The sequence below is a fragment of the Flavobacterium lindanitolerans genome, assembly GCF_002846575.1.
GTDB classification, from domain to species: Bacteria; Bacteroidota; Bacteroidia; order Flavobacteriales; family Flavobacteriaceae; genus Flavobacterium; species Flavobacterium lindanitolerans.
Genome location: NZ_PJND01000007.1, coordinates 463,544 through 490,398 on the forward strand (window position 1 = coordinate 463,544; position 26,855 = coordinate 490,398).

Below are 26,855 nucleotides of genomic sequence, written 5' to 3' on the forward strand. Positions count from 1 at the left end.
ACTTTTTAATTGCATTAGGTATTGCAAAGGCTAAGTAAACTATCAGCAAGACCAAAACTATATACCCTATCCTTTTTTTTGTTATCATGGCGCTTATTTTATTTACATTTTTTACAAACTGTAGACTGTAAGCAATTCATATATGATTCTTGTTGGGACTTTGTGTCTACCGGGAGCCCTGAACATGAAAAACTTATAAAGAAACTTACTTTTTGCCAAAAAGTACAGGCATCCAAATAAATAGTACCATTTTTATTTCTTGTGCATGGGTCTTTATCGTGAGTTCCTAACACCTTCGCTTCAATCTCGTAAAGTAATTTTACATCACAAAATAAGTGGCTAAAAGAAATTTATTTACGATTTGAATTTTAGATAAAACTAACAGTTAAAAATGTAGCGTCGACTACACAAATTGGTAGAATTTAATTCTCAACATAAAATCCATTATTTTGTGTAGTGTGCTAATTCAAAAAAGTCGCATAGCATTAAAAAGTATAGCTTAACTTTTAGCAAGAAGTCTCGAGAAAGAAGTAGTTTTTTGAAATAAAAAATCCCAAGCTCACACTTGGGATTTTTTATTTATTACCAGATTTTAACTCTCTTTTCCGGTTCTACATACATTCCGTCTCCTTTTTTGATTTTGAATGCTTCATAGAATGCGTCCACATTTTGAAGTGGCACATAAGCCCTGTACATTCCCGGTGAATGCGGGTCTGTTTTTACCTGATTCTTAATAGCCTCATCACGGGCTTTGGTTCTCCAGATGGTCGCCCATGAAATAAAGAAACGCTGTTCAGGAGTATATCCGTCAATCAATCCCGGACGTCCGTTCTCTTTTAAATACAATTGCAAACCATCATAAGCTGCATTCACACCACCTAAATCTCCAATGTTTTCACCTAAAGTAAATTTACCGTCAACATAAATTCCAGGTAGAGGCTGCAAAGCACTGTATTGATCTGCCAAAGCACCACCCAATCCTGTAAACTGCTTCAAATCGTCGTCAGACCACCAGTTTACCAAATTTCCATCGGCATTATATCGGGACCCTGAATCATCAAATCCGTGTGAAATCTCATGTCCTATAACCGCTCCGATTCCTCCATAATTAACAGCTTCATCCGCTTTGTAATCATAGAATGGCGGCTGCAGGATAGCGGCCGGGAAAACGATCTCATTATACGAAGGGTTGTAATAGGCGTTTACAGTCTGTGGCGACATAAACCATTCATCTTTATCAACCGGCTTGTTTAATTTTTCGATGTCTTCCTTGTAGTTCCAACGCGCTGCATTTTTAATGTTTTCAAAATAAGTTCCTCCCTTTTCAGGAGCAACGATTGTCAATGCAGAATAATCTTTCCATTTGTCCGGATAACCAATTTTGATTCTTGACTTGTGCAGTTTTTCAATGGCACTAGCTTTTGTCGCTTTTGTCATCCAAGGCAATCTGTTGATTCTGTTTTCAAAAGCCAGGAAGATGTTTTTAATCATTTTTTCCGCTTTCGCTTTCGCTTCTGGCGGGAACTTTTCAGCAACATATAGTTTTCCTAAAGCTTCACCAATCATTCCGTTTACTGTCTGCAATGCTCTCTCGTCGCGAGGTCTTTGCTTCACAGCTCCTGTCAGGGTTTTGCCATAGAATTCCCAGTTTGCCGTTTCAATTTCTGTTGAAAGCGTTCCGGCAGATTTGTTCAGCAACGTCCATTTCATATACTCTTTCCAATCATCAACTTTATTTTGCTTGAAGATTTCTTCCAATGCGGTCATGTATTTTGGCTGAGATACGATAACTGAATCCAATTTTGGAAGTCCGATTCCAGTCAAATAGGTATTCCAGTTAATAGAAGGAGTCAGTTTCTGCAAATCGGCAATAGCCATCGGGTTGTAGGTTTTCCTTCTGTCTCTTCGTTCCACTCTATCCAATCTCGGCTTGGCCATAGCAATTTCCAATGCTACAATTTTCGCCGCATTTTTCTTCGCTTCATCTGGTTTTTCACCAAGATATTGCAACATTCTGGCAACGTGCTGTTCGTATTTTTCTCTTTTTTCTTTAGAATCGGCTTCATCAGAAACATAATAATCCCTGTCCGGAAGACCTAAACTTCCCAAGCCAACGGTTACCACATTTCTGTTACTGTTTTTAGCATCAGTACCTACTCCGGCTCCTGTAAATCCAACTCCGCCAACCGGCTCCATTTCAATCATCAGAGCTTGAAGGTCTTTTACATTTTTAACCGCATTGATTTTTGCCAGATACGGTTTCAGGGGAGTAATTCCCTGTTTGTTTCTTGTTACCGTATCCATAATAGACCTGTAAAGATTTACAGCCTTGGACTGGTCTGATTTAGGATCCAGCTTTTTATCCGAGACCGCTTTCTTGAGGATAGCTAACGCATCTTCATCTGTTCTCTGGCGAAGTTCGTCAAAACTTCCCCAACGAGTCCTGTCGGCAGGAATCTCGGTTTCCTTAACCCATTTTCCGTTAACAAATTTAAAGAAGTCGTCATTGGGTCTTACTGACAAATCCATATATTGGATTTCAATACCAGGATGTGGTGATTTTTCCTGGGCATTCGCCGAAATTGCGGTCAAAATCATGGCCGTTACGGACAGCATACCCTTATTCGAAATTATTTTCATATAAAACTCTGTTTGTGTTGTCACAAATTTAAAAAGTAAACCAGTTGCATCAACTTATATAACTGTTAAAATAAAATCTGCATGACGCTTTCTTTTGTAATTTCGCAAAAATTTCTTCCACATGCTTACCTTTTTTAAAAAATATAGAATTTTCTTTCTAGTCCTTTTCCTGCTATCCGCGACTATCATCACACTCTTCTATTTTGCACTAAAGCCCAAAAAGACGCTTAAGATATACAATCCTGCCGATGTCAATCCTGAAATGGTAGACACCACGGTACAGTATGTAAAAAAATACCATACTATTGATGATTTTTCGTTTACCAACCAAAACGGAAAAACAATAACCCAGAAAGATTACGAAGGAAAAATCTATGTAGCCGACTTTTTTTTTACGACCTGCCCGTCAATCTGCGTACCAATGGGTGAAAATATGGCATGGCTTCAGGAACAGATTAAGGACAATCCTAAAGTGATGCTGCTTTCCCATACCGTAATGCCAGATATTGACACGCCGGAAGTTTTAAAAGCTTATGCCGTTAAAAAGGGAGTAATTGACAGCAAATGGAATCTGGTTACGGGCGATAAAAAAGACATTTATTATATTGCCAGAAAATCATATCTCGCCGTAAAAACTACAGATTCAAGCGAATTATATGATATGGTACATACCGAAAACTTTGTACTTGTAGATGCAAAAAGAAGAATCCGCGGATTTTATGACGGTACCAAACTTGAAGAAGTCAAAAGACTACTGGAAGATATTAATTATTTGAGTAATGAAAAATCAGAATAAAAAAGAGAGGCCTAATGCCTCTCTTTTTTATTTGTTTCGGGTTTATTGTTTTTCTTTCTTCTTTTTGCTATCGTCAATAATGGCTCCGGTTCCGGCACCTACGGCTGCTCCGGCCAAACCACCAATAATAGCACCTTCACCTTTTTTCTTTGAAACGGCAGCTCCTGTAATGGCTCCGGCTCCGGCTCCAATCACAGCACCTTTTGCCGTATTGCTCCATCCTTTTTTCTTCTGCTCAGCAGTTACCGGAGCAGCTTTATTTGCTGAAGCCCGAGCAGCTTTTGCTTCGGCTGCAGCTACAACGGCATTCATGGAATCAATAGTTCTTTGTTTGGCCAATGCTTCTTCCTGTTCTTTCATCACCACTTTCATAGAATCTATCTCACGCTGTTGCTCCAGCATTGCATTTTCACTGGCCGTGTCTTTACATGCAGAGAAAACAATCACTATAAATGCGGCATAAATTAGCTTTTTCATGACTTTTATTTTTGATTATGGTATAAAAGTAAGCTTATAAAACTGAGTAATTTTATAGGATTGCACTATAATTTTATAAAACTTAAATGCGGTATTTTCTTTATAGAGAATCATCAAACATAAAAAACAATTGAAAACACTAGGATTTAACCTCTATTTTTTATTTAAACACCTTACTTCAATAATAATTCCTATTTTTGCAATCTAAATTGAATCTAAATAAGGCTTGAAAACTTTAGCACAGCTCAAAATCGGTCAGAAGGCACAGATACTCGACGTTAATATCGATACGATTCCTTTAAAATTGCTTGAAATGGGATGTCTTCCCGGCAATTTTGTAGAGCTATTGCAGATTGCACCTCTTGGCGACCCGTTATATATTGATGTCAATGACAGTCATGTTGCCATTCGCAAAGAAACTGCCCTTGCTATAACTGTTGAAGTCGTGAATGAAGCTCTATGAGTCATAAAAATCTTAAAGTAGCCCTTATAGGCAATCCTAATACCGGGAAAACTTCTGTCTTTAATCAGCTTACAGGATTGAAGCAACAGGTTGGTAATTATCCGGGAATAACCGTTGAAAAGAAAATCGGTTACAGCAAGCTGGCCGAAAATCTGAAAGCCACCATTCTTGACTTGCCGGGAACCTATAGTTTAAACGCCAGTTCTATTGATGAGAATGTGGTAATTGAACTATTGCTCAACAAAAACGACCCTAATTATCCGGATGTTGCGGTTGTAGTTACCGAAGTTGAAAATCTTAAACGAAACCTGCTTCTTTTTACACAGATTAAGGATTTGGAAATCCCGACAATCCTGGCTATCAACATGTCGGACAGAATGGATTATAAAGGCATCAGCCTGGATATTCCTTATCTTGAAGAGCAGTTAAAAACCAAAATAGCTCTTATAAGCTCTCGCAAAAACATTGGCATTGACAATCTGAAACAGCTTATAGCCGATTATAAAACACTATCAACAGAGCCTTGCCTGAATGCATCAAGCATTGATGTTGATTATTTTAACAGGCTCCGCCATGCTTTTCCGAAAGAATTGCTTTATAAATTATGGCTCGTCATTACACAGGACGTAAACTTTGGAGAACTGGAACGGAATGAGATTGCTGAAAAATCTTTTGCAAAATCCAATTCTGAGCTGAAAAAAATGCAGCAAAAAGAAACCATCAAAAGGTATCAGTTTATCAATGATGTTCTTAAAGTCGGATATAAGGTTGATTCATCCAAAGCAAAAGGAGTGAGAGCAAAACTGGATAGAATCCTGATGCACAAAGTTTTTGGATATGTCATCTTTTTTGCCATTCTGATGCTGATTTTCCAATCGGTATTTTCATGGTCAAGTATTCCGATGGATTTTATCGATGAAACTTTTGCTAAACTGGCTAGCTTTTCAAAAGAACACCTTCCTCCTGGTTTACTAACCGACCTTATTTCTGAGGGAATCATACCGGGAATTGGCGGAGTAGTAATTTTTATACCACAAATTGCCTTTCTGTTTCTTTTTATTTCTGTATTGGAAGAAAGCGGTTATATGAGCCGTGTGGTTTTCCTTATGGATAAAATCATGAGAAGATTTGGACTTAGCGGAAAAAGTGTTGTTCCATTGATTTCGGGAACGGCTTGTGCTATTCCGGCTATCATGGCATCGAGAAATATCGAAAACTGGAAAGAGCGATTGATAACCATACTGATTACTCCTTTCACAACCTGTTCAGCAAGACTGCCTGTTTATGCCATTCTGATTGCCCTGATTATTCCCGACAAAAGAATCCTTGGTTTTTTAAACCTACAGGGGTTGACTCTAATGGCATTGTATCTTTTAGGTTTTTCCATGGCTATTTTTGCCGCCTATATCCTAAACAAAATATTAAAAATAAAATCCAAGTCGTATTTCGTTATTGAGATGCCCAATTACAGACTGCCTTTGTTTAAAAATGTGGCCATTAACGTAATCGAAAAAACAAAATCTTTTGTGGTTGGAGCAGGGAAAATCATCCTTGCCATTTCAATAATCCTTTGGTTCCTGGGTTCACACGGTATGTCTCACGAATATGCTAATGCGGAAACTATTGTCAAAGAAAGAATACAAAAGCAAGGTTTAACGCGATTCAACCAAAATTACATCGACAATACACTTTCAGAGCATTATACAGCATTGCAGGACAGCGTTGCCAAAAACATTTACAAGATTAACAGTCAGGACATCGCTGATTCTATAGCTGCCAAAAAAACAGAACTTTTTGAAAAAGTAGAAAATCAGGAAATTTCCAGTTTTAAGCTCGAAAAATCATTTATAGGAGTTTTAGGAAAAGGTATAGAACCTGTCATCAAACCATTAGGTTATGACTGGAAAATTGGCATCGCGGTTATTACTTCCTTTGCGGCAAGAGAAGTATTTATTGGTACGCTGGCTTCTATTTACAGCGTAGACAGTGAAGAAGAAGCAACCATAAAAAGCCGAATGGAAGCTGAAATCAATCCGGTTACAGGCGATAAGATTTTCAATTTTGCTACGGGAATATCGCTGTTACTTTTTTATGCTTTTGCGATGCAGTGTATCAGTACGCTGGCAATTACGAAGAAGGAAACCAACTCCTGGAAATGGCCTGTCATTCAGCTGGTTTTTATGAGCTCATTTGCCTATGCCGTTTCGTTAATTGTCTATCAGATTTTGAAATAAGGTTTATCATTTTCTTGGCATAAGCCGAAGAATTTAATTTTTAACTTTGAGATATGAATATTCAGGAAATCATAGCATACCTACTTGTAGCAGGAGCTTTTGCTTTTCTTGTCAAGAAATTCTTTTGGAAAAAGAAAAAGGCAGGAAATTGCGGCAATGACGATTGCGGATGCCACTAAAGCAGTTTGACAAAAAGATTGCTTGCAATTTTATTGGAAATCGTAAGCTCTTTTCCATTCACTTTTATTCTCAAGGACAAATCAAAACTTTCTCTGGACAGAAACTCGATTTTTGAACCCAAAGCAATTTCCTGCTTGTCGAGGTATTTCAAAAATTCTGAAGAAGTGTCCTTTACACCAACACAAATCCCGGACTGGTTTTCTGACAATTCCGAAAGCAATTGCTTTTCGATTTTTATAATTCTTCCTTCCCTGTCCGGTATAGGGTCACCATGTGGATCTTCTGTAGGATTGTCTAAAAAATCGTCGAGCTTATTGATGAGTTTTTCTGATTTGATATGTTCTAACTGTTCGGCAATATCATGCACCTCATCCCATGAAAAACCAAGCTTTTCTACTAGAAAAACTTCCCAAAGGCGGTGTTTTCTCACAATCATTTTTGCAGCCAGCTTTCCATCTTGTGTTAATGAAACTCCCTGATATTTTTTATAATTAATCAGGCCTTTTTCCGCAAGCTTTTTCAACATATCCGTAACAGAAGATGCTTTCGTTTCCATTTTTTCAGCAATGGCATTCGTACTGACTTCAGCATCTGAAGCTGTTGTTAGGTGATAGATTGTTTTTAGGTAATTCTCTTCTGAAAAAGTCATTGCAAAATATTTTGAGTGTAAAGGTAAACCTACTTCTTGACAATAAATAACGGTATCGATATTTGATGGCGCAATTTATTAACCGTAGTTCCAAAAAGCAAATCCTTGAAACCGGTATGCCCATGGGTTCCCATCACCAAAATATCAAAACTTCCAGTATTTACTATAGCCGGAATCACTTTACCTGGTTTTCCAAACCCTAATTGGATTTCAACCCTGAACCCTTTTTGAACAAGCATTTCCTTATATTCGTTCAGCAATTTTTCATCGATTGTGGTTTCATGGTCCTGTATGTTTTCGCCATACATCATGGCACCAACAGTTTCTACTACGTGAATCAATGTATAATTTGCTTCTATTCCTCCCAATTCAAAAGCACTGTTTATGGCAACCTCATCTGCTTCCGAAAAATCAACAGAAATAGCAATATTCTTTTTCGTATACGTTGCCTTTTCTGAAAACTTAAGCGTGAGGTTGTGTGGTGAATGGTTGTAATTTTTCGCTTTTGACCTGACGATAAACGGTTTGAAAACAATATATAAAAGCAGTACCAAAAATGCTATTGCCAAAGGAACAACTGTCAACCAAAGCACTAAAGGATTCTCTGCATTTTCAATCCATCCGGTAATTTCATCATAAACCAGTTTTGCATTGAGCGACACAATGGTTGATGCGATAATCCAGGCAGCTATTTGGGTAATCCTGCCAATATGGAAACCTTTCATCTTTCGTTTGTCGCTTACAAAATGGATTAACGGAATAATGGCAAATCCTAATTGGAGGCTCAAAATCACCTGACTAAAAATCAGCAGTTTTCCCGTAACCTGCTCACCATAAATCATGATGACAATAACAGCAGGCACAATGGCAATCAATCGCGTAATTATTCGGCGAACCCACGGCTGTATTCTTAAGTTCAGATAACCTTCCATAACTATCTGACCGGCCAATGTTCCTGTAATTGTTGAGCTTTGTCCGGCAGCGATTAAGGCAACTGCAAAAAGTATCGGTGCCCATTTTGTTCCTAAAAGTGGTTGCAGAAACTGGTGTGCATCCTGAATCTCTGCCACATGAAACATCCCGTTGCGATAGAAGGTTGCCGCAGCCAGAATCAAAATAGCCGCATTTACCAGAAAAGCCAGATTCAGTGCTATGGTAGAATCAATCAGATTGTATTTTAAGGCCTGTTTGATGCCCTTATCAGTCCTGTCAAACTTTCTTGTCTGCACCAGAGAAGAATGTAGGTATAAATTATGTGGCATTACAGTTGCACCAATAATACCAATGGCTATATACAATGCTGCTTCATTAGGTATGGATGGAATCAGTCCCAATACAACCTTATCAAGTTCCGGTTCTGCAAATACCATTTCAAACACAAAAGAAAAACCTATTATAGCTACCAAGGCAATGATAAACGCTTCCATTTTCCGGATACCTTTATTAATAAGAAACAGCAAAAGAAAAGTATCGAGAACCGTAATCAATACACCTTCAATCAAAGGAATATCAAACAAAAGGTTAATCCCGATTGCCATACCCAATACTTCTGCAAGGTCACAGGCCGCAATGGCAATCTCTGCTAAAAAATAAAGGATATAGTTAATGAAAGGCGAATAGGTTTCCCGCGATGCCTGTGCCAGATCACGCTGTGTCACAATTCCAAGTCGGGCGCTCAAACTTTGCAAAAGCAATGCCATAATATTACTCATCAGAAGCACCCATAAAAGCGTATAGCCAAACTGGCTTCCTCCTGCTATATCAGTTGCCCAGTTCCCCGGATCCATATATCCAACGCTAATCAGATAGGCCGGTCCCAAAAAAGCCAGCACTTTTCTAAATGCCGATTTTTTATTTTGGGTAGCCACTGACCCGTGTACTTCTTCCAATGATTTACTCATACAAAACAATTATTGATACAAATATAATTATTTTATTTGCTTAGTAAAATATAATTTTTAGTTTTGTCTAAAAATTAATTATTGCTTAATGAAAAACATAGCCCTACTGTTTCTAATCTTTTCTTTTCACAACTTTTATGCACAAGAAAAAGGTGCTATTTCCGGAAAAATAACTTCCGAAGGGATTGCAGTTACCGATGCTGATATCAAAATCTTAGGAACAAATTTTGGCACATCCTCAGACAGCTTAGGTAATTATAAAATCGATAATATTCCTGCCGGAAATTATAAGATTCAGGTAGCTTATGTAGGTAGCAAAACACAGAGAAAAGCCATAACCATTAAAAAAAATGAAACCCTGGAATGGGATGCAGAATTGGAAAACGATAAAAATTCTTTGGAAGAAGTCGTTGTAAGCGGCACTTTAAAACCTGTCAGCCGTTTGGAAAGTCCCGTTCCCGTTGAAGTATACAAACCCTCTTATTTCAAGAAAAATCCAACTGCCAATATTTTTGAAGCAATGCAGAACGTGAACGGAGTCCGTCCACAACTCAACTGCAATATCTGCAACACGGGCGATATCCACATTAACGGATTGGAAGGGCCTTATACATTGGTGTTAATTGACGGAATGCCAATCGTTAGCGGACTGTCTACCGTTTACGGATTGTCCGGAATCCCAAATTCGCTGCTAGAACGGATTGAAATCGTAAAAGGCCCGGCATCTTCCTTATACGGAAGCGAGGCGGTTGGCGGCTTAATCAATATTATTACCAAAAATCCGTCCAATGCTCCACGGTTTTCAATAGACGGTTTCAGCAATTCATGGGGCGAAGTCAACCTGGATGCCGGATTCAAAGGAAACATCGGCAAAAACTCTTCCGTTTTATTAGGAGTCAATTATTTCAATTACAGTAATCCGATAGACAACAATCATGATAATTTCACAGACGTTACACTACAGCATCGTATTTCAGTCTTTCAAAAATGGAATTTAGGAAGGAAAAGCAACAAATTGTTTTCGCTGGCCGGTCGTTATTTTTATGAAGACCGATGGGGTGGCGAAATGCAATGGGAGAAAAAATACCGTGGCGGAGACGAAGTCTATGGGGAAAGCATTTATACTAAAAGATATGAACTATTAGGAGCCTATGAACTGCCTGTTGAAGAGAAAATGCTGTTTTCGTTTTCGTATACAGACCATGACCAGAATTCTGTATATGGAAATACGCCCTATTTGGCCCAACAACGTATTGGTTTCGGACAGCTAACCTGGGACAAGAAAATTTCCAACCATGACCTGCTTTTTGGAACAGCTATCCGCTATCAGTTTTACAACGATAATACTCCGGCTACTTCCACTGCCGACAAAACCTGGATTCAGAGCATTTTTGCACAAGATGAAATCAGGTTCAACGATAAACACAGCATACTTCTTGGTGCACGATATGACTATAACAGTGACCACGGTTCTATTTTCACACCCCGTTTTGCTTATAAATTCAAAGCGACTGATAACGATATTATCCGCCTGAATGCCGGAACCGGATTCCGCGTAGTAAACCTGTTCACCGAAGAACATGCCGCCTTAACCGGTTCCAGGGAAGTTGTTATTGCAGAAGAGCTAAAACCGGAAAAATCGTATAATGCCAATATCAATTACCTGAAGAAAATCTATACAGAAAACGGAACCTATATTGGCCTGGAAACGGCAGCCTGGTATACGTATTTCACAAATTCCATCCTGCCTGATTATGATACAGACCCGAATAAAATCATATACAAAAATCTGGATGGTCATGCCGTGACAACAGGAGTTAGTGCTAACTTAGACATTGTTTTCCAAAACGGGCTGAAATTTATTTTGGGAGCTACGTATATGGATGTTTCCAAAACCGAAAACGACACCAAGACAAGACAGATTCTGACTGAAAAGTTTTCGGGAACCTGGGCTATTTCATATCGCATTCCAAAATTGTTTCTCGACATTGACTATACGGGAAATGTCTACGGTCCAATGCGTTTGCCGTTGCTTGGAGAACTCGACCCGAGAAAAGAATACTCGCCAACGTGGAGCATACAAAACATCCAGTTCACTTACAATAAAATAAAAGATGTCGAAATTTATATGGGCATCAAGAACCTATTAAACTGGACGCCAAACAAAGGAAATCCTTTTATTATTGCAAGAGCTAACGACCCTTTTGATAAGAATGTACAATATGACCCGCAGGGAAATGTCCTGCCAACACCAGACAATCCATATGCGTTGACTTTTGACCCAAGTTATGTTTATGGTCCGAATCAAGGCATCCGAAGCTTTTTTGGAGTGCGATATACTTTGAAATAATTATGAAAAAGTGGCTTCTTATACTAGCATTGGTAACGGCAGTTCCAACTTTTGCCCAACTCAAAACGCACACTTTTGAAGAAGCAGAAAAATTAGCCGCTGCCACTTCCAAACCTTATGTCATTTTTATACATACGGATTGGTGCAAATTCTGCAAGATGATGGAAAACACGACTTTTAAAAACAAAGAACTTATAACAGCCCTGAACCAAAACTTTTATTTTATTTCTTTTGATGCGGAAGATAAAAAGGAAATCTTTTTTAACGGGACCGTTTTTAAATTCAAGCCAAAAGGAAATAATTCCGGCGTTCATGAATTGGCTACGGCATTGGCAGAAAAAAACGGAAACACGGCCTATCCGTCAATTGTTATCCTAAATTCCGATTATTCTATAGCCGCACAGCTCCAATCTTACATAAATGCAAAAGACCTGCTGCAGATGCTGCGTAAAATCCGTTAAAATATTCGCTATTTTTGGAATATGAAAAAGTACGACTACATTTTTGCCGGGGCGGGACTGTCCGCATTGATGACCGTCTACCAGATGATACTTTCCGGAAAATTCAAAGAAAAGAAAATCCTTCTTTTGGATGCCGATTCCAAAAATAACAATGACCGCACCTGGTGCTTTTGGGAAAAACCAGATGGAGATTACGAACACCTTGTCCATAGAAAATGGAATACGGCCATTTTTTCGGATGCAAATTTCACGCGTGATTTAAATCTAAGCCCTTATCAGTACAAGATGATACAGGGAATGGATTTTTACCAACATGTCTTTGAAGCAATTTCAAAAGAACACAATATTGAATTCTTACAGCAAAAGATAATTCGTTTCACAGAAGAAAATAACGGGATTTTGGCAGAAACGGAAACAGAAAAATTCTACTGCGATAAACTTTTCAATAGTATTTTAAATCCACAGGAAATTGTTGCTCAAAAAAAATATCCCTACTTGCAACAGCACTTTATTGGATGGAAAATCAAGGCTAAAGAACCCGTTTTCAATCCGGAAAAAGCCACTTTCATGGATTTCTCAATAGCCCAAAAAGGAAATACGCGATTTATGTATGTATTGCCTTTTTCAAAAACCGAAGCTTTGATAGAATACACTTTATTTTCGAAAGAACTGCTTCCTGAAAATGAATATGAAAACGAAATTCAGGACTATTTCAAAAAATTAGGAATTACAAATTACGAATTGATTGAAAAAGAACAGGGCGCAATTCCAATGACTTGTTATCCTTTTTGGAAAAAAAACACTAAAAACATTGTACACATTGGAAGTGCCGGAGGCTGGACAAAAGCCAGTACCGGCTATACTTTTAAAAATGCCACAAAAAAATCAAAAGAATTGGTTGCTTTTTTGGCAACTGGAAACGATTTTAGAAAATTCCATAAAAAAACAAGGTTTTGGTTTTATGATTTGTTGTTATTAGACATATTGGATAGGAAAAACTACCTCGGAAGCCAAATATTTTCTGCCATGTTTCAAAAAGGAAATCCTGCCATTATTTTTAAATTTCTGGATGAAGAAACTTCATTCGTTGAAGACATACGCGTAATTTCCAGATGCCCAAAAACACCTTTTCTTCAGGCATTAGGCAAAAGAATTGGCATATAAACCCGACTATGAAACTATAACAAATCTTTATACTCTATTTTTTTACAACACTCCAAAACTTCGTAACTTTGTGCTTTTAAACTTTAAACTAACAAAAGTTATGTATCCAGAAGAAATGGTAAAACCAATGCGTGCTGAATTGGCTGACGCAGGTTTTGAAGAATTATATAGTGCCGGTGCAGTTGAAAACGCAATAGCAAAACCGGGCACCACTTTGGTTGTTGTAAATTCAGTTTGCGGATGCGCTGCAAGAAACGCACGTCCGGGAGCAAAAATGAGTTTGAATGGCAGCAAAAAACCAGACCATTTAGTAACTGTTTTTGCAGGAGTTGATAAGGAAGCTGTAGATGCGGCACGTGGATTCATGTTCCCTTTCCCTCCTTCTTCTCCTAGTATGGCACTTTTCAAAGATGGCGAATTGGTTCACATGTTGGAGCGTCACCATATTGAAGGTCGTCCGGCAGAAATGATTGCTGAGAACCTAAAAGATGCTTACGCAGAATTCTGCTAAACAATTTTTAAAATTTTTATACAAACCCTTTCAGTTTTTAAAAACTCTGAAAGGGTTCTGTTTTTAAAAAGGATTCCCGAAACATGACAAATGTCATTTCCGATTCTTGGATAAAAGTCCTACTTTTGCACCAGATTTAAAAAATCGATATAATTCTCTCAACTTAAAACGTTTATAGCATGCAACTGTACAACACTTTAAGCGCAGAAGAAAGAGCGGCACTTATTGACGAGGCCGGCAAACAGCGACTCACGCTGTCATTCTATGCGTATGCCAAAATTGAAGACCCGAAAAAATTTCGCGACGATTTATTTATAGCCTGGAACGAGCTTGATGCACTTGGCCGAACTTATGTTGCCAAAGAAGGAATCAACGCCCAAATGTCTGTTCCTGCGGAAAATTTGGAAGCTTTTCGTGAAACATTAGAAAGATATGATTTCATGAAAGACATACGCCTGAATGTAGCTGTGGAGCAGGACGACCACTCTTTCCTGAAACTGACGGTTAAAGTACGTGATAAGATTGTTGCTGACGGATTAGATGATGATACTTTTGACGTAACCGATATTGGCGTGCACCTAAAAGCTAAAGAATTCAATCAGATTTTGGAAGACCCAAATACCATTGTTGTTGATTTCAGAAATCACTACGAAAGCGAAATCGGCCATTTCAAAGGTGCCATAACGCCCGATGTAGAAACATTCCGCGAGTCATTACCCATAATCAACGAGCAATTAAAAGATTATAAAGAAGATAAAAATCTGGTGATGTACTGTACCGGAGGAATCCGTTGTGAAAAAGCTTCTGCTTATTTCAAACACCAGGGATTTAAGAACGTATTCCAGTTGGAAGGCGGTATTATCAATTATGCCAAACAAATCAAGGAAGAAAACCTGGAAAGCAAATTCATTGGAAAGAATTTTGTTTTTGACCACAGGTTGGGCGAACGCATTACCGATGATATCATTTCACAATGCCACCAATGCGGAAAACCGTGTGACAATCACACCAATTGCGAAAATGAAGGCTGCCACTTATTATTCATCCAATGTGATGAATGTAAGGCCATCATGGAAAACTGTTGTTCTACAGAATGCCAGGAAATCATCCATATGCCGTTGGTAGAACAGGTAAAACTACGTCGCGGTGTGAAAAACGGAAACATGATTTTCAGAAAAGGAAAATCTGAAAAATTAAAATTCAAACATTCCGGAGAATTGTCTGATATGCCTTTGGCAAAAGCCGGCAATGATATTCCTGAAGCTGTTAAACCAAAAGACATCCGACAAAAAATCAAGATAAAGAAAACTTTACTTGGAAAAGCGGAGCATTATTTTGTAAAAGCCGGAATCGGGCAATTTCTGATTGAAAAAGACGAATTAAAAATCAATGACAAAATTATTATTTCAGGTCCGTCAACAGGAAATCAGGAATTACAAATCTCTCAAATGTTTGTAAACGGCACAGAAGCAGCAGTTGCAAAGCCTGGAGATAAAGTAACCTTAGCTCTTCCTTTTCGAATTCGACTTTCAGATAAATTATACAAGGTTCTGGACTAAAAATATTTCTACTCTATTTACGTTAAACCTATTCCGGGATTCCGGAATAGGTTTTGTTTTTTACTGAACGGCAACAAATTAAAGGCTTTGTATCATTAAAACTAAAAATGCTATCTTTACGCACAAAATCATTTTACGAATTTTAAGTTACGTTAATCGTGACATCTATATAAAATTATGGCTTGTACCAGTTGTTCAACGTCTGATGGCAGTGCGCCAAAAGGCTGTCAAAATAAAGGGACTTGCGGCACCGATAGCTGCAACAAATTAACCGTATTTGACTGGCTGTCAAATATGAGCCTTCCTAACGGCGAGGCTCCGTTTGACTGCGTAGAAGTACGTTTTAAAAACGGAAGGAAGGAATTTTACAGAAATCCTGAAAAACTTTCGCTTAGCATGGGAGATATTGTGGCTACAGAATCTTCTCCCGGACATGATGTTGGAATTGTAACCCTGACCGGAGAACTGGTAAAGATACAAATGAAGAAAAAGTCGGTTAACCCTGCGAGTAATGAGATTCTTAAGATTTACCGCAAGGCTACCCAAAAAGATATCGATATCTGGTCTGAAGCACGTGCCAAGGAAGAACCAATGAAAGTAAGGGCGCGCGAAATTGCCATTGCACTAAAACTGGAAATGAAAATTTCTGATATTGAGTTTCAGGGCGACGGTTCGAAAGCAACTTTTTACTATACCGCTAACGACCGCGTCGATTTCAGACAGTTAATTAAAGACTTTGCCAGAGAATTCAACACCAGAATTGAAATGAAACAGGTTGGTTTCCGTCAGGAAGCTGCCCGTTTGGGAGGAATTGGTTCCTGTGGAAGAGAACTCTGCTGTTCCACCTGGCTGACCGATTTCAGAAGTGTCAACACCTCAGCAGCAAGATACCAGCAACTGTCATTAAACCCACAAAAATTGGCGGGACAATGCGGAAAATTAAAATGCTGTCTTAATTATGAGCTGGACACTTATATGGACGCATTGCAGCATTTTCCGGATTTTGACACCAAATTAATAACAGAAAAAGGTGATGCCGTTTGCCAGAAACAGGACATTTTTAAAGGCCTGATGTGGTTCGCATATACCAATAATTTTGCAAACTGGCATGTTCTTAAAGTAGAACAGGTCAATGAAATTATTGCAGAAAATAAACAGAAAAGGAAAGTTTCTTCGTTAGAAGATTATGTGCTTGAAGTAACTCAGGAACCGGAAAAAGATTTCAACAATGCTGTTGGACAGGAAAGCTTAACCCGTTTTGACCAGCCGAAGAAAAAGAAAAGGCCGAAAAAGCGTAAGCAGACTGCAACGGCAGACAGTCCTGTTACTGAAAAACCGGTAAACGAAAACAAGAATCCGAACGGAAATCAAAACAAAAATAACAACCGAAATCACAATAAAAACAGGCCACAAAAACCTGCAAACGAAAAGAAACCGGATAACAAAAACAACAATAACAACCGTCCAAAAAATGAGCCTAAAAAATAGCTTACTATTTGTTTTTGCAGCAATACTTTTGGTTTCCTGCGATAAGAAAAGGGTTTTTGACCAATATAAGTCGGTTGGAAAAGAATGGCATAAAGACAGTATTGCAACCTTTACTTATAACAACCAGGACACCGCAAAGGCGTATAATTTGTTTATAAACCTGCGTTCCAATAATGACTATCCTTTCAACAATATTTTCCTTATTGTTGCTATGGAAGCGCCGGGCGGATTAACAAAAGTCGATACGCTCGAATACCAAATGGCGAATCCGGACGGAACCTTATTGGGCGAAGGCTTTTCTGATGTAAAAGAAAGTAAGCTTTATTTTAAAGAAAAATACAAATTCAAATCCTTAGGAGATTACAAGATTGGTATAATGCAGGCACTCCGCCAGACAGGAAAAGTAAATGGAGTAGAATCACTGGCAGGAATAACAGAAGTCGGCTTTAGAGTAGAAAAATTAGATTAGCAGTTATGGCAACTAAAAAAAAGAACAATACACAACAGGTTAAGGATGTAGCTTACTACAACAAGAAATTCTGGAGAATATTCCTATATACTATGGGAGGAGTAGTCCTCATTTTCCTATTAGCCTCATGGGGACTCTTTGGTTCAATGCCTTCATTTGAAGAACTTGAAAATCCCGAATCCAATCTGGCAACAGAAGTCATTTCTTCTGATGGGGAGACTATAGGAAAGTTTTATAACGAAAACAGAACTGCTATAAAATACTCTGACCTTCCAAAACATTTGGTTGATGCGTTGGTAGCTACCGAAGATGAACGTTTTTATGAGCATTCGGGTATTGATGCAAGAGGAACTTTAAGAGCCGTAACAAGTTTAGGAACAAGCGGTGGAGCAAGTACGATTACACAGCAATTGGCAAAAATGCTTTTCCACAAAGAAGGTTCCCGATTCCTGCCATTCAGGATGATTCAAAAAGTTAAAGAATGGATTATTGCTACCCGCCTGGAAAGACAGTATACTAAACAGGAAATTATCGCTATGTACTTTAACAAAGCCGACTTTGTTAATAACGCTGTCGGAATCCGTTCTGCGGCTAAAGTATATTTCGGGAAAGAGCCTCGCGATTTAAAAATTGAAGAAGCTGCAGTATTAGTAGGAATGCTTAAAAACCCTTCACTTTACAATCCTATTAAGGAAAAAAGAAAAGAACTGGTCTTTAAAAGAAGAAATACAGTTTTAGGACAAATGGTAAAAAATAACTTTTTGGAAGAAGCCGCAAAAGAATCTTTATCCAAAAAACCACTCGTTTTAGACTACCATCCAGAAAGCCATAACGAAGGAATTGCTACGTATTTCAGAGAATACCTGCGTGATTTCATGAAAACATGGGTGAAAAACAATCCTAAAAAAGACGGAACAGAATACGATATTTATCGAGATGGTCTGAAAATCTATACGACCATCGACTCAAGGATGCAGAAATATGCCGAAGAAGCCGTTGACGCACATTTGGCGAACCTGCAACAAGAGTTCTTCAAACAGGCCAAAACCAACAAAAATGCTCCTTTTATTAAATTATCAGAAGCAGAAACTGAAAAATTAATGGACCGTGCCCGACGAGCTTCAGAGCGTTGGAGACAAATGAGCAATCAAGGGAAAAGCGAAAGCGAAATCATAAAATCATTCAGTATCAAAACAGACATGACCGTATTTTCATGGAAAGGCGAGCGTGATACTGTTATGACGCCTAATGATTCCATCCGATATTACAAGCACTTCCTTCAAACCGGAGTTATGGCTATGGAGCCAAAAACAGGTTTTGTAAAAGCCTGGGTTGGCGGTATCAACTACAAGCATTTCCAATACGACCACGTAGGACAGGGAGCAAGACAGGTAGGTTCTACTTTTAAACCTTTTGTTTATGCAGCAGCAATCGAACAACAGGGTTACTCACCATGTGATTCTATTATTGATGCGCCATATACCATTCCAAAAGGAAGACATAATGTAACCGAAACTTGGACACCGCGAAATTCTAACGGAACCTATAAAGGAATGGTAACGCTCAAATATGCATTGGCACAGTCTATCAATACTGTTTCAGCTAAATTAATTGACAAAGTAGGCCCTGATGCGGTTATCGACCTTGTTAAAAAACTGGGTGTCAAATCAAACATACCATCACAGCCTTCTATTGCCTTAGGAGCCGTTGAAATTACTGTTGAGGACATGGTTGCCGCTTACAGTACTTTTGCCAACCAGGGTGTCTATATAAAGCCTCAGGTAATTACAAGAATCGAGGATAAAAACGGAGTCGTTTTATACGAAGCGGTACCGGAATCTCATGACGTATTAAACAAAGATATTGCTTATGCTGTTATTAAGCTTCTCGAAGGTGTTACTGAATCCGGTTCGGGCGGACGTTTAAGAACAGACGGTGGCGGCTTTGGTTACGAAATGATGACCGGTTATCCGTATGTGCTTAGAAATCCTATTGCAGGAAAAACAGGAACAACTCAAAACCAATCCGACGGTTGGTTTGTGGGTATGGTTCCAAATCTGGCAACCGGCGTATGGGTTGGAAACGAAGACCGTTCTGCACACTTCAAGAGCATCACTTACGGACAGGGAGCCGTTATGGCCTTACCAATCTGGGGATTATTCATGAAGAAGTGTTATGCGGATAAAGAACTGAATGTTTCCAAAGAACCGTTTGAAAGACCGGCCAACCTATCCATAAAAGTAGATTGCTGGAAACCAGCCGTAAAAGACACGACAAATGTCGATATGGAAGAGCAAAACACATCCGAATTTGATTTTTAATAGAAACGCCTTTTTTAAGGCGTTTTTTTATATATTTATCCTCCAAAACAAACATTCTTTATATGATTAATAAAAAAGTAGCATCTGTTTCTGATGCACTGAAAGATATTCAAAATGGGCAGACCATTATGCTTGGCGGTTTTGGCCTGTGCGGAATTCCGGAAAACAGTATTGCAGAATTAGTAAAACTTGGGGTTACAGATTTGACCTGTATTTCAAACAATGCCGGAGTTGATGATTTCGGATTGGGATTATTGCTCCAAAAACGCCAAATCAAAAAAATGATTTCTTCTTATGTAGGAGAAAATGCCGAGTTTGAGCGCCAGATGCTTTCAGGCGAACTGGAAGTTGAACTGACTCCACAAGGAACGTTGGCTGAAAAATGCCGTGCAGCTCAAGCCGGAATTCCTGCTTTTTTCACACCAGCCGGTTATGGAACAGAAGTTGCTGAAGGGAAAGAAGCGCGCGAATTCAACGGTAAAATGCACATCATGGAAGAAGCTTTCAAAGCTGATTTCTCTATTGTAAAAGCATGGAAAGGCGACGAAGCCGGTAATCTCATCTTTAAAGGAACTGCCAGAAATTTTAATGCCTGTATGGCTGGTGCCGCTAAAATCACCATTGCGGAAGTGGAAGAATTGGTTCCGGCCGGAGTATTGGACCCGAACCAGATTCACATTCCGGGAATCATGGTACAGCGTATTTTCCAGGGCGAAAAATTTGAGAAGAGAATTGAACAACGAACTGTCAGACAAAAAAACTAATTATGGCACTTACTAAAGAAGATATTGCAAAACGAATCGCCAAAGAAGTAAAAGATAAATATTTCGTTAACCTGGGAATTGGTATCCCAACTTTGGTTGCCAATTATGTGCGTGAAGATATTTCAGTAGAATTCCAAAGTGAAAATGGCGTATTAGGCATGGGACCTTTCCCTTTTGAAGGTGAAGAAGATGCCGATGTTATCAATGCTGGAAAACAGACCATCACTACGCTTCCGGGAGCCAGTTTTTTTGATTCTGCATTCAGTTTCGGAATGATTCGCAGCCAGAAGGTAGACCTGACCATTCTTGGAGCTATGGAAGTAGCTGAAAACGGAGATATTGCCAACTGGAAAATCCCAGGAAAAATGGTAAAGGGAATGGGTGGCGCAATGGATTTGGTGGCTTCTGCTGAAAACATTATCGTAGCGATGATGCACGTGAACAAAGCAGGAGAATCAAAACTTTTAAAAAGATGTTCGCTTCCCCTGACAGGTGTTGGGTGTGTGAAAAAAGTAGTAACAGAATTGGCCGTTTTGGAAATTGTTCCTGAAGGATTCAAACTTTTGGAAAGAGCTCCGGGTGTTTCTGTAGAAGATATTAAAAAAGCCACCGAAGGCAATCTGATAATCGAAGGAACGATTCCGGAAATGATTATCGATTAAGATACAGAAAACAAGAGCCACAAATTAATTTGTGGCTCTTGTTTTATTGTTTGTAATATTCCTCAAAAGTAAAATTCTCTTTACGGTATATTTTGCCTTTTTGTGTAAGCGGAATCTTTTTCCATTTTCCGTTTTCAAAATTATACCGAACAGAATCAGTATAAGAAACTTCTACCCGTTCTATCGAATCATTTACGGTTTCATCAGAAGACACATCAATTGTCCTGGCAAAAAATGATTTCATTGGCTTGGTTTTAAAATCAGGCTCAAAGCGTTGGTCAACACCATAACCGCCATCCCACATAGAATCCCATTGTGTTACCAACTGTACGCCTTTTTCATCCAAAAAGAACAGGAAGTGGTTATGTGTATAACCGCAGGCGGCAATACCATAGTTGCAATGGATAAATCTCGTATCGATATTTTCATTTTCTGAATCTGCCATGAATTCCTGATTGATATTCCATTCGGCACCTCCTTCCATTCCAAAAACAATCTTGGTCGGATAGGTATAGATTACCTTATTATTCTTAAAAAAACCTATTTCAAAATAAGAAGTACCAATACTGTCTTTGTCATAGCTTCTTTTTATTTCGGTAATTACAACTTTATCTGCACAAATTCCTTTGGAATCCAGCAACAATGAATCTTTCTGTATAAAATTAGATTCGGTTGTCGGAACTACTTCTACTTCTGAGGATGTTGCAACATCAACGGTTTCTTCTTTTTTGTCCGTACAGGAAACACATAGTAAAAAAAGTACAATAAGTATATATTTCATAAGTCTAATTAATTCCCTTTTGGAATTGCTGCGATTAATTTTTTAGTATATTCTTTTTGAGGGTTATCATATAATGCATCAGCGTCGGCCATTTCTTCAATTTTGCCCTTGTTCATTACCAAAATCTGGTCTGACATATATTTTACAACAGCCAGGTCATGAGAAATAAAAATGTAGGTAAAACCAAAATTTTCTTTCAGCTCATTCAAAAGATTCAGAACCTGTGCCTGAACAGAAATATCAAGGGCAGAAACAGATTCGTCACAGACAATCAATTTGGGCTGCAAGGCAATAGTTCTGGCTATTCCTATTCGCTGTCTTTGCCCTCCAGAAAATTCATGTGGATAACGATTGAAATATTCCGCACCCAGGCCAACCCTTTCCAAAATTTCTATTGTCTTTGCTTTCCGTTCGGCATCATTTTTATACAGCTTATGAACTTTCATCGGTTCCATAATGGCTTTGCCAACCGGAATCCTCGGATTCAAAGACGAATATGGGTCCTGGAAAATAATCTGTATTTCTTTTCGTAATGCCCGGATATCTTCTTTTGGCAATTTCATAATATCAACGCCTCTATAAAAAATCTGGCCTGCAGTTGCCCTATCCAATTGCAGGATGGCATTCCCTAAAGTTGATTTCCCACATCCGGATTCTCCTACCAGTCCTAATGTCTCTCCTTCATATATCCTAAAACTTACATCATTGACCGCTTTGAAGCCTATTCTTTTTCCAAAAAGTCCGGCAGAAGAAAAATATTCCTTTTCTACGTTTCTGACTTCCAGAATTGGTGTTTGGCTGTATAATTTTTCATGTGCTTTTTTCCTTTCATCAGTGGTGATAATTTCATCACTGACAGAATTCTGCAGATAATCCTGTATGGTAGGAAGTCTTTTCAAACGCACATCAAGTGAAGGTCTTGAACTAACCAGTGCTTTGGTATAGATATGTTGCGGATTGTGGAAAACATCAGAAGCATTGCCTTGTTCTACAATTTCACCTTTATACATGACCAATACACGATTTGCAATTTCAGATACCAAAGCCAAATCATGTGAAATAAACATAATGCTCATTCCTGTCTCCTGCTGAATATCTTTCAGCAGTTGGATGATTTCCTTCTGTACGGTCACGTCCAGAGCGGTAGTTGGCTCATCGGCAATCAGTATTTTTGGCTTACAGGCTATTGCCATCGCAATCATGACACGTTGTTTCTGTCCGCCGGAAATCTGATGCGGATAACTTTCATAAATTTTTTCCGGATTGGGCAGTTTTACCCTGTCAAATAAATCAAGGGTTTCTTTTCGTATTTCTTTTTTGGAAAGTTTGGTGTGCTGCAAAAGCATTTCTTCTACCTGAAAACCGCATTTCAAAGAAGGATTTAAAGAACTCATCGGTTCCTGAAAAATCATTGAAATGTTCCTTCCTCTTAGATTCTGCAATTCCTCTTTTGAAAACCGGGACACATCTTTGCCCTGAAAAAGAATTTCTCCTTTGGTAATTTTAGAAATATTTTTAGGAAGCAATCCCATAACAGCAAGAGAGGAAACCGATTTCCCGGAACCTGATTCTCCTACAATTCCTAAAATCTCATTGCTTTGCAGGGCATAGCTTATAGAGTTGATAATGGGCTTAAAGCCATCATCTTTCTTAAAAGAAATTTCCAGAGCATTGACTTCTAACAAAGGCTGTTTTTTCATGTCATAAAAATAGCAAAAAGATTTTCCTAAAAATAAAAACCCCAACTTCTTTTTGGCCGTATATACTTTATGATTATTCTATAAAACACTAGAAATTCTTACGTTTTTATCTACACAAACCCGCCTTTTGACCAATTTGAAATAAAAATTTTAAAACATTATTGAATATGAGACAATTCCCTATCTTTGGGAAATTTTCAAAAACCCCTAATTACATCAAGTGACGAAAAACTCTACTTCCGCTTTTAAGGTACTTTCATTACTATTCCTGTTTTCAATTCCCACAGTCGGTTTTAGTCAGGATAAAAATGATATCCAGCAAATTACCAAAGACTACGATTTAAAAAAACTAAAAGAATTAGAAGAAATTTATCGGAAAAAGGCTGCTTCTCAAAAACGGCAAGCCCTCAAGGCCGCTAAATTGAATAACTGGCCTGAATTTATTAAAAATGAAAACGGTACGGTTGACGAATTGATAAAGCTTACTCCAGACGGATTCCCTTTATATTATTCCGTAGACAATAGAAGTGCGGCCCGCTCAACAAGAACTAACTTTTTAAATACCGGAGGCGCTTTAGGATTAAATCTTGATGGCCAAGGTATGGTTGCCCGTGTTTGGGATGGCGGTAAGGTAAGAGCTTCGCATAGAGAATTTGGCGGCAGAATTACCGTGAATGATGCTGTTGCAAGCTCATCAGGAAATAACTTCCATGCAACACACGTTACAGGAACTATTGCTGCGACAGGTATTACTGCTAGTGCAAAAGGTATGGCGCCATTGGCACAGGTCAGGACTTTTAACTGGACGGATGATGAAAGTGAAGCTTTGGCTGAAATCCAATCCGGAATGCTACTTTCCAATCACTCTTATGGGGTGCCAATTGTCAATAACGGACAATTTGTTCCAGCATGGTACATCGGAGCCTATACTACCGATGCCAGATCTTGGGATGAAATCGCTCATAATGCGCCTTATTACCTGATGGTGGCATCAGCAGGGAATAACGGAGAAGATGAAAATCCTCAGCCTATGGCAGCAGGTTATGATAAATTGACCGGAAATAAAACAGCAAAAAACAATCTTGTAGTTGCCAATGCTGAAGATGCAATAATTGCATCTAATGGTACCCTTACCAATGTCACGATTAATTCCGGCAGCAGCCAGGGACCAACTGATGATTTTAGAGTAAAACCAGATATTACCGGAAATGGAACAAGCTTATATTCTACTTTTGAAACATCAGATTCTGCTTATGGAACACTTACCGGAACTTCTATGGCTTCCCCAAACGTAATGGGGACATTATTGCTTTTGCAGCAATATTATAAGATAAAAAACAAACACTTTATGAAAGCGGCAACCCTAAAGGCTCTTGCCTGCCATACTGCCGATGATGTTGGAAGTACAGGACCGGACGCTTTTTTTGGATGGGGATTGCTAAATGCTAAAAAAGCGGCAGAAACCATCACAGCCAATGGATTGGGAACTATCATTTCTGAAGAAACACTACAACAGGGGCAAACATTTACAATGACTGTAAATTCAAATGGCACAGAACCACTAGAAGCAACTATTGCATGGACCGATGTTCCCGGAAATGTAAACAACGGCATTCTAAATAGCACAACACCCGTTTTAGTCAACGATTTGGATATTCGAATCACAAAAGGAACTTCTACTTATTTCCCTTGGAGATTGACAAGTGACCCTAACTCGGATGCGGCAAATGATGGTGATAATAAAGTTGATAATATTGAAAAAATAAGCATTCCTGCTACTGCAGGTACTTACACAATAACGGTAACACACAAAGGAACTTTGGTACAAGGTCCTCAAAATTTTTCTCTTATTGTTACTGGCGTAAATTCAACTTTTTCGTTGACACCTCTTTCTGAAGACCAAACCGTATGTAGTAATAGTAATGCTGTATATAATTTCCAACATACTACTACCACATCAGAAAACACAAACTTTACAATACTAGGCCTTCCTGCAGGAGCTACCGGAAATTTAAGCGCCTCTTCTTCATCAATAAATGAAGCCCTGACAATGACAATTTCCAACCTGAATACTCTTCCTGCCGGCAATTATACTATTGGTATCAGAGGTACCCGGGGAACAGATGTAGAAACAAAATATGTAAATCTAAAAGTCTATAACGACACTTTCCAAAATAGTACACTTTTGAGTCCGGCAAATAACACAAACGGTGTGGCGCCAACTGTACAATTGGATTGGGCACCTTCTGTAAATGCAGAATCTTATATTGTTCAGGTTGCAACCGATTCTGGTTTTGGAACCCTGGTTGTCAATCAGGAAGTAACAGAAACCTCTTATTTTTTAAACAATCTTACACCGCAATACAACTATTATTGGCGAGTTCTTCCAAAAAACAGATGTGCAACCGCTACCACAAGTACGGTATATAATTTCCAAACCGGAGCTTTAAATTGTGGTCAGGTTTTTTCTGCGACAGATTTCTCAGAAGCAACAATTGCTGCTACAGCCAATGCTGTGGCTTCTGTTCCTGTTCTTGTTACCGGCGGCATGACAGTTGGACGACTAACGGCAACAATAGACATTTCTCATACCTATATTGAAGATATGACTATTTATTTGGAAGGGCCGGAAGCAATAGGCTCACCTTATATCAAATTATTTGAAGAACCTTGCGGTGATAATGATAATATTGTAGCTACTCTAAGCGATGCAGGCATTGCTTTTTCATGTGGCGCAACAGCTCCTTCAATTTCCGGAACTGTCAAACCTTTGGAGCCTTTGAGCAATTTTAATAATCTTCCTGCTGACGGTATCTGGACATTATATGCCATCGATAAATATAATGGCGATGGAGGTGTTATTAATAGTTTCAGTCTTAATTTCTGTAATGTTACTCCTTCCAGCCTTACTGTAGCAGACAGCCAATTAGCCAACATTTCTGTTTATCCGAATCCTTCAAAAGGAATCTTAAATGTAAACCTGCCTGCCAACTCCGGTAACACTACCTTATATCTGAACGATATCCAGGGAAGAAGAATACTCACGAAAGAAACCTCAAACACAAATGAGGTGCTCAATATTGATAATTTTTCGGATGGAGTTTATATCCTTACTATCCAAAACGGAAACTTAAAAACAACGAAAAAGATTATTTTGAACCGATAATCGAATTTATTTTAAAAACATAAATACCTGATAATAATCCCGATAGAAAAAAATATCGGGATTTTTCTTTTTAAAGATGTTAGTTACAAAAAGTTTTGGCATATAAATTGGATAGCTAT

General features: G+C 38.5%; 21 protein-coding genes. 15 read left to right on the forward strand and 6 right to left on the reverse strand.

The genetic code is table 11. The features are described from left to right. Positions 1-582 precede the first annotated feature (582 nt). Positions 583-2,640 (reverse strand): M13 family metallopeptidase, encoded by a 2,058-nt coding sequence (locus B0G92_RS02005; protein ID WP_101470918.1) that lies wholly within the window; start codon positions 2,638-2,640, stop codon positions 583-585. Between the two features lie 121 nt (positions 2,641-2,761). Between B0G92_RS02005 and B0G92_RS02010 the strand changes: the two genes are divergently transcribed. Next, positions 2,762-3,436 carry an SCO family protein gene (locus B0G92_RS02010; RefSeq protein ID WP_101470919.1) on the forward strand — a complete coding sequence of 225 codons (675 nt, stop codon included), beginning with the start codon at positions 2,762-2,764 and terminating at the stop codon, positions 3,434-3,436. Between the two features lie 42 nt (positions 3,437-3,478). Here the strand turns inward: B0G92_RS02010 and B0G92_RS02015 are convergent, their stop codons facing one another. Continuing rightward, entirely contained in the window at positions 3,479-3,913 is a 435-nt protein-coding gene (locus B0G92_RS02015; RefSeq protein WP_056067324.1) for a YMGG-like glycine zipper-containing protein, read from the reverse strand. A gap of 226 nt (positions 3,914-4,139) precedes the next feature. Here B0G92_RS02015 and B0G92_RS02020 point away from each other — a divergent pair, with 226 nt between their 5' ends. Genes B0G92_RS02020 through B0G92_RS02030 form a run of 3 tightly spaced genes read left to right on the forward strand, consistent with a single transcriptional unit; the run spans position 4,140 to position 6,789 of the window. Then, entirely contained in the window at positions 4,140-4,376 is a 237-nt protein-coding gene (locus B0G92_RS02020; RefSeq protein WP_056067322.1) for a FeoA family protein, read from the forward strand. Then, positions 4,373-6,610 carry a ferrous iron transport protein B gene (gene feoB / locus B0G92_RS02025; RefSeq protein ID WP_101470920.1) on the forward strand — a complete coding sequence of 746 codons (2,238 nt, stop codon included), beginning with the start codon at positions 4,373-4,375 and terminating at the stop codon, positions 6,608-6,610. Before B0G92_RS02020 ends, feoB begins: the two co-directional genes overlap by 4 nt. 53 nt (positions 6,611-6,663) lie before the next feature. After that, positions 6,664-6,789: a FeoB-associated Cys-rich membrane protein gene (locus tag B0G92_RS02030; RefSeq protein ID WP_082482145.1), complete on the forward strand. Its 126-nt coding sequence runs from the start codon at positions 6,664-6,666 to the stop codon at positions 6,787-6,789. Here B0G92_RS02030 and B0G92_RS02035 read toward each other — a convergent pair. Further along, entirely contained in the window at positions 6,786-7,439 is a 654-nt protein-coding gene (locus tag B0G92_RS02035; protein WP_056067318.1) for a metal-dependent transcriptional regulator, read from the reverse strand. The genes B0G92_RS02030 and B0G92_RS02035 overlap by 4 nt on opposite strands. 29 nt (positions 7,440-7,468) lie before the next feature. Continuing rightward, a complete protein-coding gene (locus B0G92_RS02040; RefSeq protein WP_101470921.1) occupies positions 7,469-9,340 on the reverse strand; it encodes an Nramp family divalent metal transporter in 1,872 nt (623 codons plus the stop codon). Positions 9,341-9,428: 88 nt separating this feature from the next. Here B0G92_RS02040 and B0G92_RS02045 point away from each other — a divergent pair, with 88 nt between their 5' ends. The 10 genes from B0G92_RS02045 (at position 9,429) to B0G92_RS02090 (ending at position 21,089) form a co-directional block, all read left to right on the forward strand. Beyond that, positions 9,429-11,690 carry a TonB-dependent receptor gene (locus B0G92_RS02045; RefSeq protein WP_101470922.1) on the forward strand — a complete coding sequence of 754 codons (2,262 nt, stop codon included), beginning with the start codon at positions 9,429-9,431 and terminating at the stop codon, positions 11,688-11,690. A 2-nt stretch (positions 11,691-11,692) separates the two neighbouring features. Beyond that, the gene (locus B0G92_RS02050) at positions 11,693-12,151 is read left to right on the forward strand and encodes a thioredoxin family protein (RefSeq protein WP_101470923.1); all 459 of its coding nucleotides are present in this window, start codon (positions 11,693-11,695) and stop codon (positions 12,149-12,151) included. A gap of 21 nt (positions 12,152-12,172) precedes the next feature. After that, positions 12,173-13,315: a lycopene cyclase family protein gene (locus B0G92_RS02055; protein WP_101470924.1), complete on the forward strand. Its 1,143-nt coding sequence runs from the start codon at positions 12,173-12,175 to the stop codon at positions 13,313-13,315. A gap of 100 nt (positions 13,316-13,415) precedes the next feature. Next, the gene (locus tag B0G92_RS02060; protein WP_101470925.1) at positions 13,416-13,826 is read left to right on the forward strand and encodes a BrxA/BrxB family bacilliredoxin; all 411 of its coding nucleotides are present in this window, start codon (positions 13,416-13,418) and stop codon (positions 13,824-13,826) included. Positions 13,827-14,005: 179 nt separating this feature from the next. Further along, complete coding sequence (trhO, locus tag B0G92_RS02065) at positions 14,006-15,385, forward strand: oxygen-dependent tRNA uridine(34) hydroxylase TrhO (RefSeq protein WP_101470926.1); 1,380 nt, start codon at positions 14,006-14,008, stop codon at positions 15,383-15,385. Positions 15,386-15,562: 177 nt separating this feature from the next. Next, positions 15,563-16,873, forward strand: a complete 1,311-nt coding sequence (locus B0G92_RS02070) for a PSP1 domain-containing protein (protein ID WP_101470927.1) — start codon at positions 15,563-15,565, stop codon at positions 16,871-16,873. Further along, entirely contained in the window at positions 16,857-17,342 is a 486-nt protein-coding gene (locus B0G92_RS02075; protein WP_056067302.1) for a gliding motility lipoprotein GldH, read from the forward strand. Before B0G92_RS02070 ends, B0G92_RS02075 begins: the two co-directional genes overlap by 17 nt. A 5-nt stretch (positions 17,343-17,347) precedes the next feature. Then, complete coding sequence (locus B0G92_RS02080) at positions 17,348-19,663, forward strand: penicillin-binding protein 1A (protein WP_101470928.1); 2,316 nt, start codon at positions 17,348-17,350, stop codon at positions 19,661-19,663. Positions 19,664-19,725: 62 nt separating this feature from the next. After that, positions 19,726-20,427 (forward strand): CoA transferase subunit A, encoded by a 702-nt coding sequence (locus tag B0G92_RS02085; protein WP_056067297.1) that lies wholly within the window; start codon positions 19,726-19,728, stop codon positions 20,425-20,427. A 2-nt stretch (positions 20,428-20,429) separates the two neighbouring features. Beyond that, a complete protein-coding gene (locus tag B0G92_RS02090; protein WP_101470929.1) occupies positions 20,430-21,089 on the forward strand; it encodes a 3-oxoacid CoA-transferase subunit B in 660 nt (219 codons plus the stop codon). A gap of 43 nt (positions 21,090-21,132) precedes the next feature. Here the strand turns inward: B0G92_RS02090 and B0G92_RS02095 are convergent, their stop codons facing one another. Together B0G92_RS02095 and B0G92_RS02100 are read right to left on the reverse strand one after the other, a co-directional pair. Next, a complete protein-coding gene (locus B0G92_RS02095) occupies positions 21,133-21,870 on the reverse strand; it encodes a hypothetical protein (RefSeq protein WP_101470930.1) in 738 nt (245 codons plus the stop codon). A gap of 8 nt (positions 21,871-21,878) precedes the next feature. Further along, positions 21,879-23,570, reverse strand: coding sequence for an ABC transporter ATP-binding protein (locus B0G92_RS02100; RefSeq protein ID WP_101470931.1), 1,692 nt, complete (start codon positions 23,568-23,570; stop codon positions 21,879-21,881). Positions 23,571-23,790: 220 nt separating this feature from the next. On the opposite strand from B0G92_RS02100, the gene B0G92_RS02105 reads away from it, so the two are divergent. Further along, positions 23,791-26,736 (forward strand): S8 family serine peptidase, encoded by a 2,946-nt coding sequence (locus B0G92_RS02105; protein WP_101470932.1) that lies wholly within the window; start codon positions 23,791-23,793, stop codon positions 26,734-26,736. The last annotated feature ends 119 nt before the right edge of the window (positions 26,737-26,855 follow it).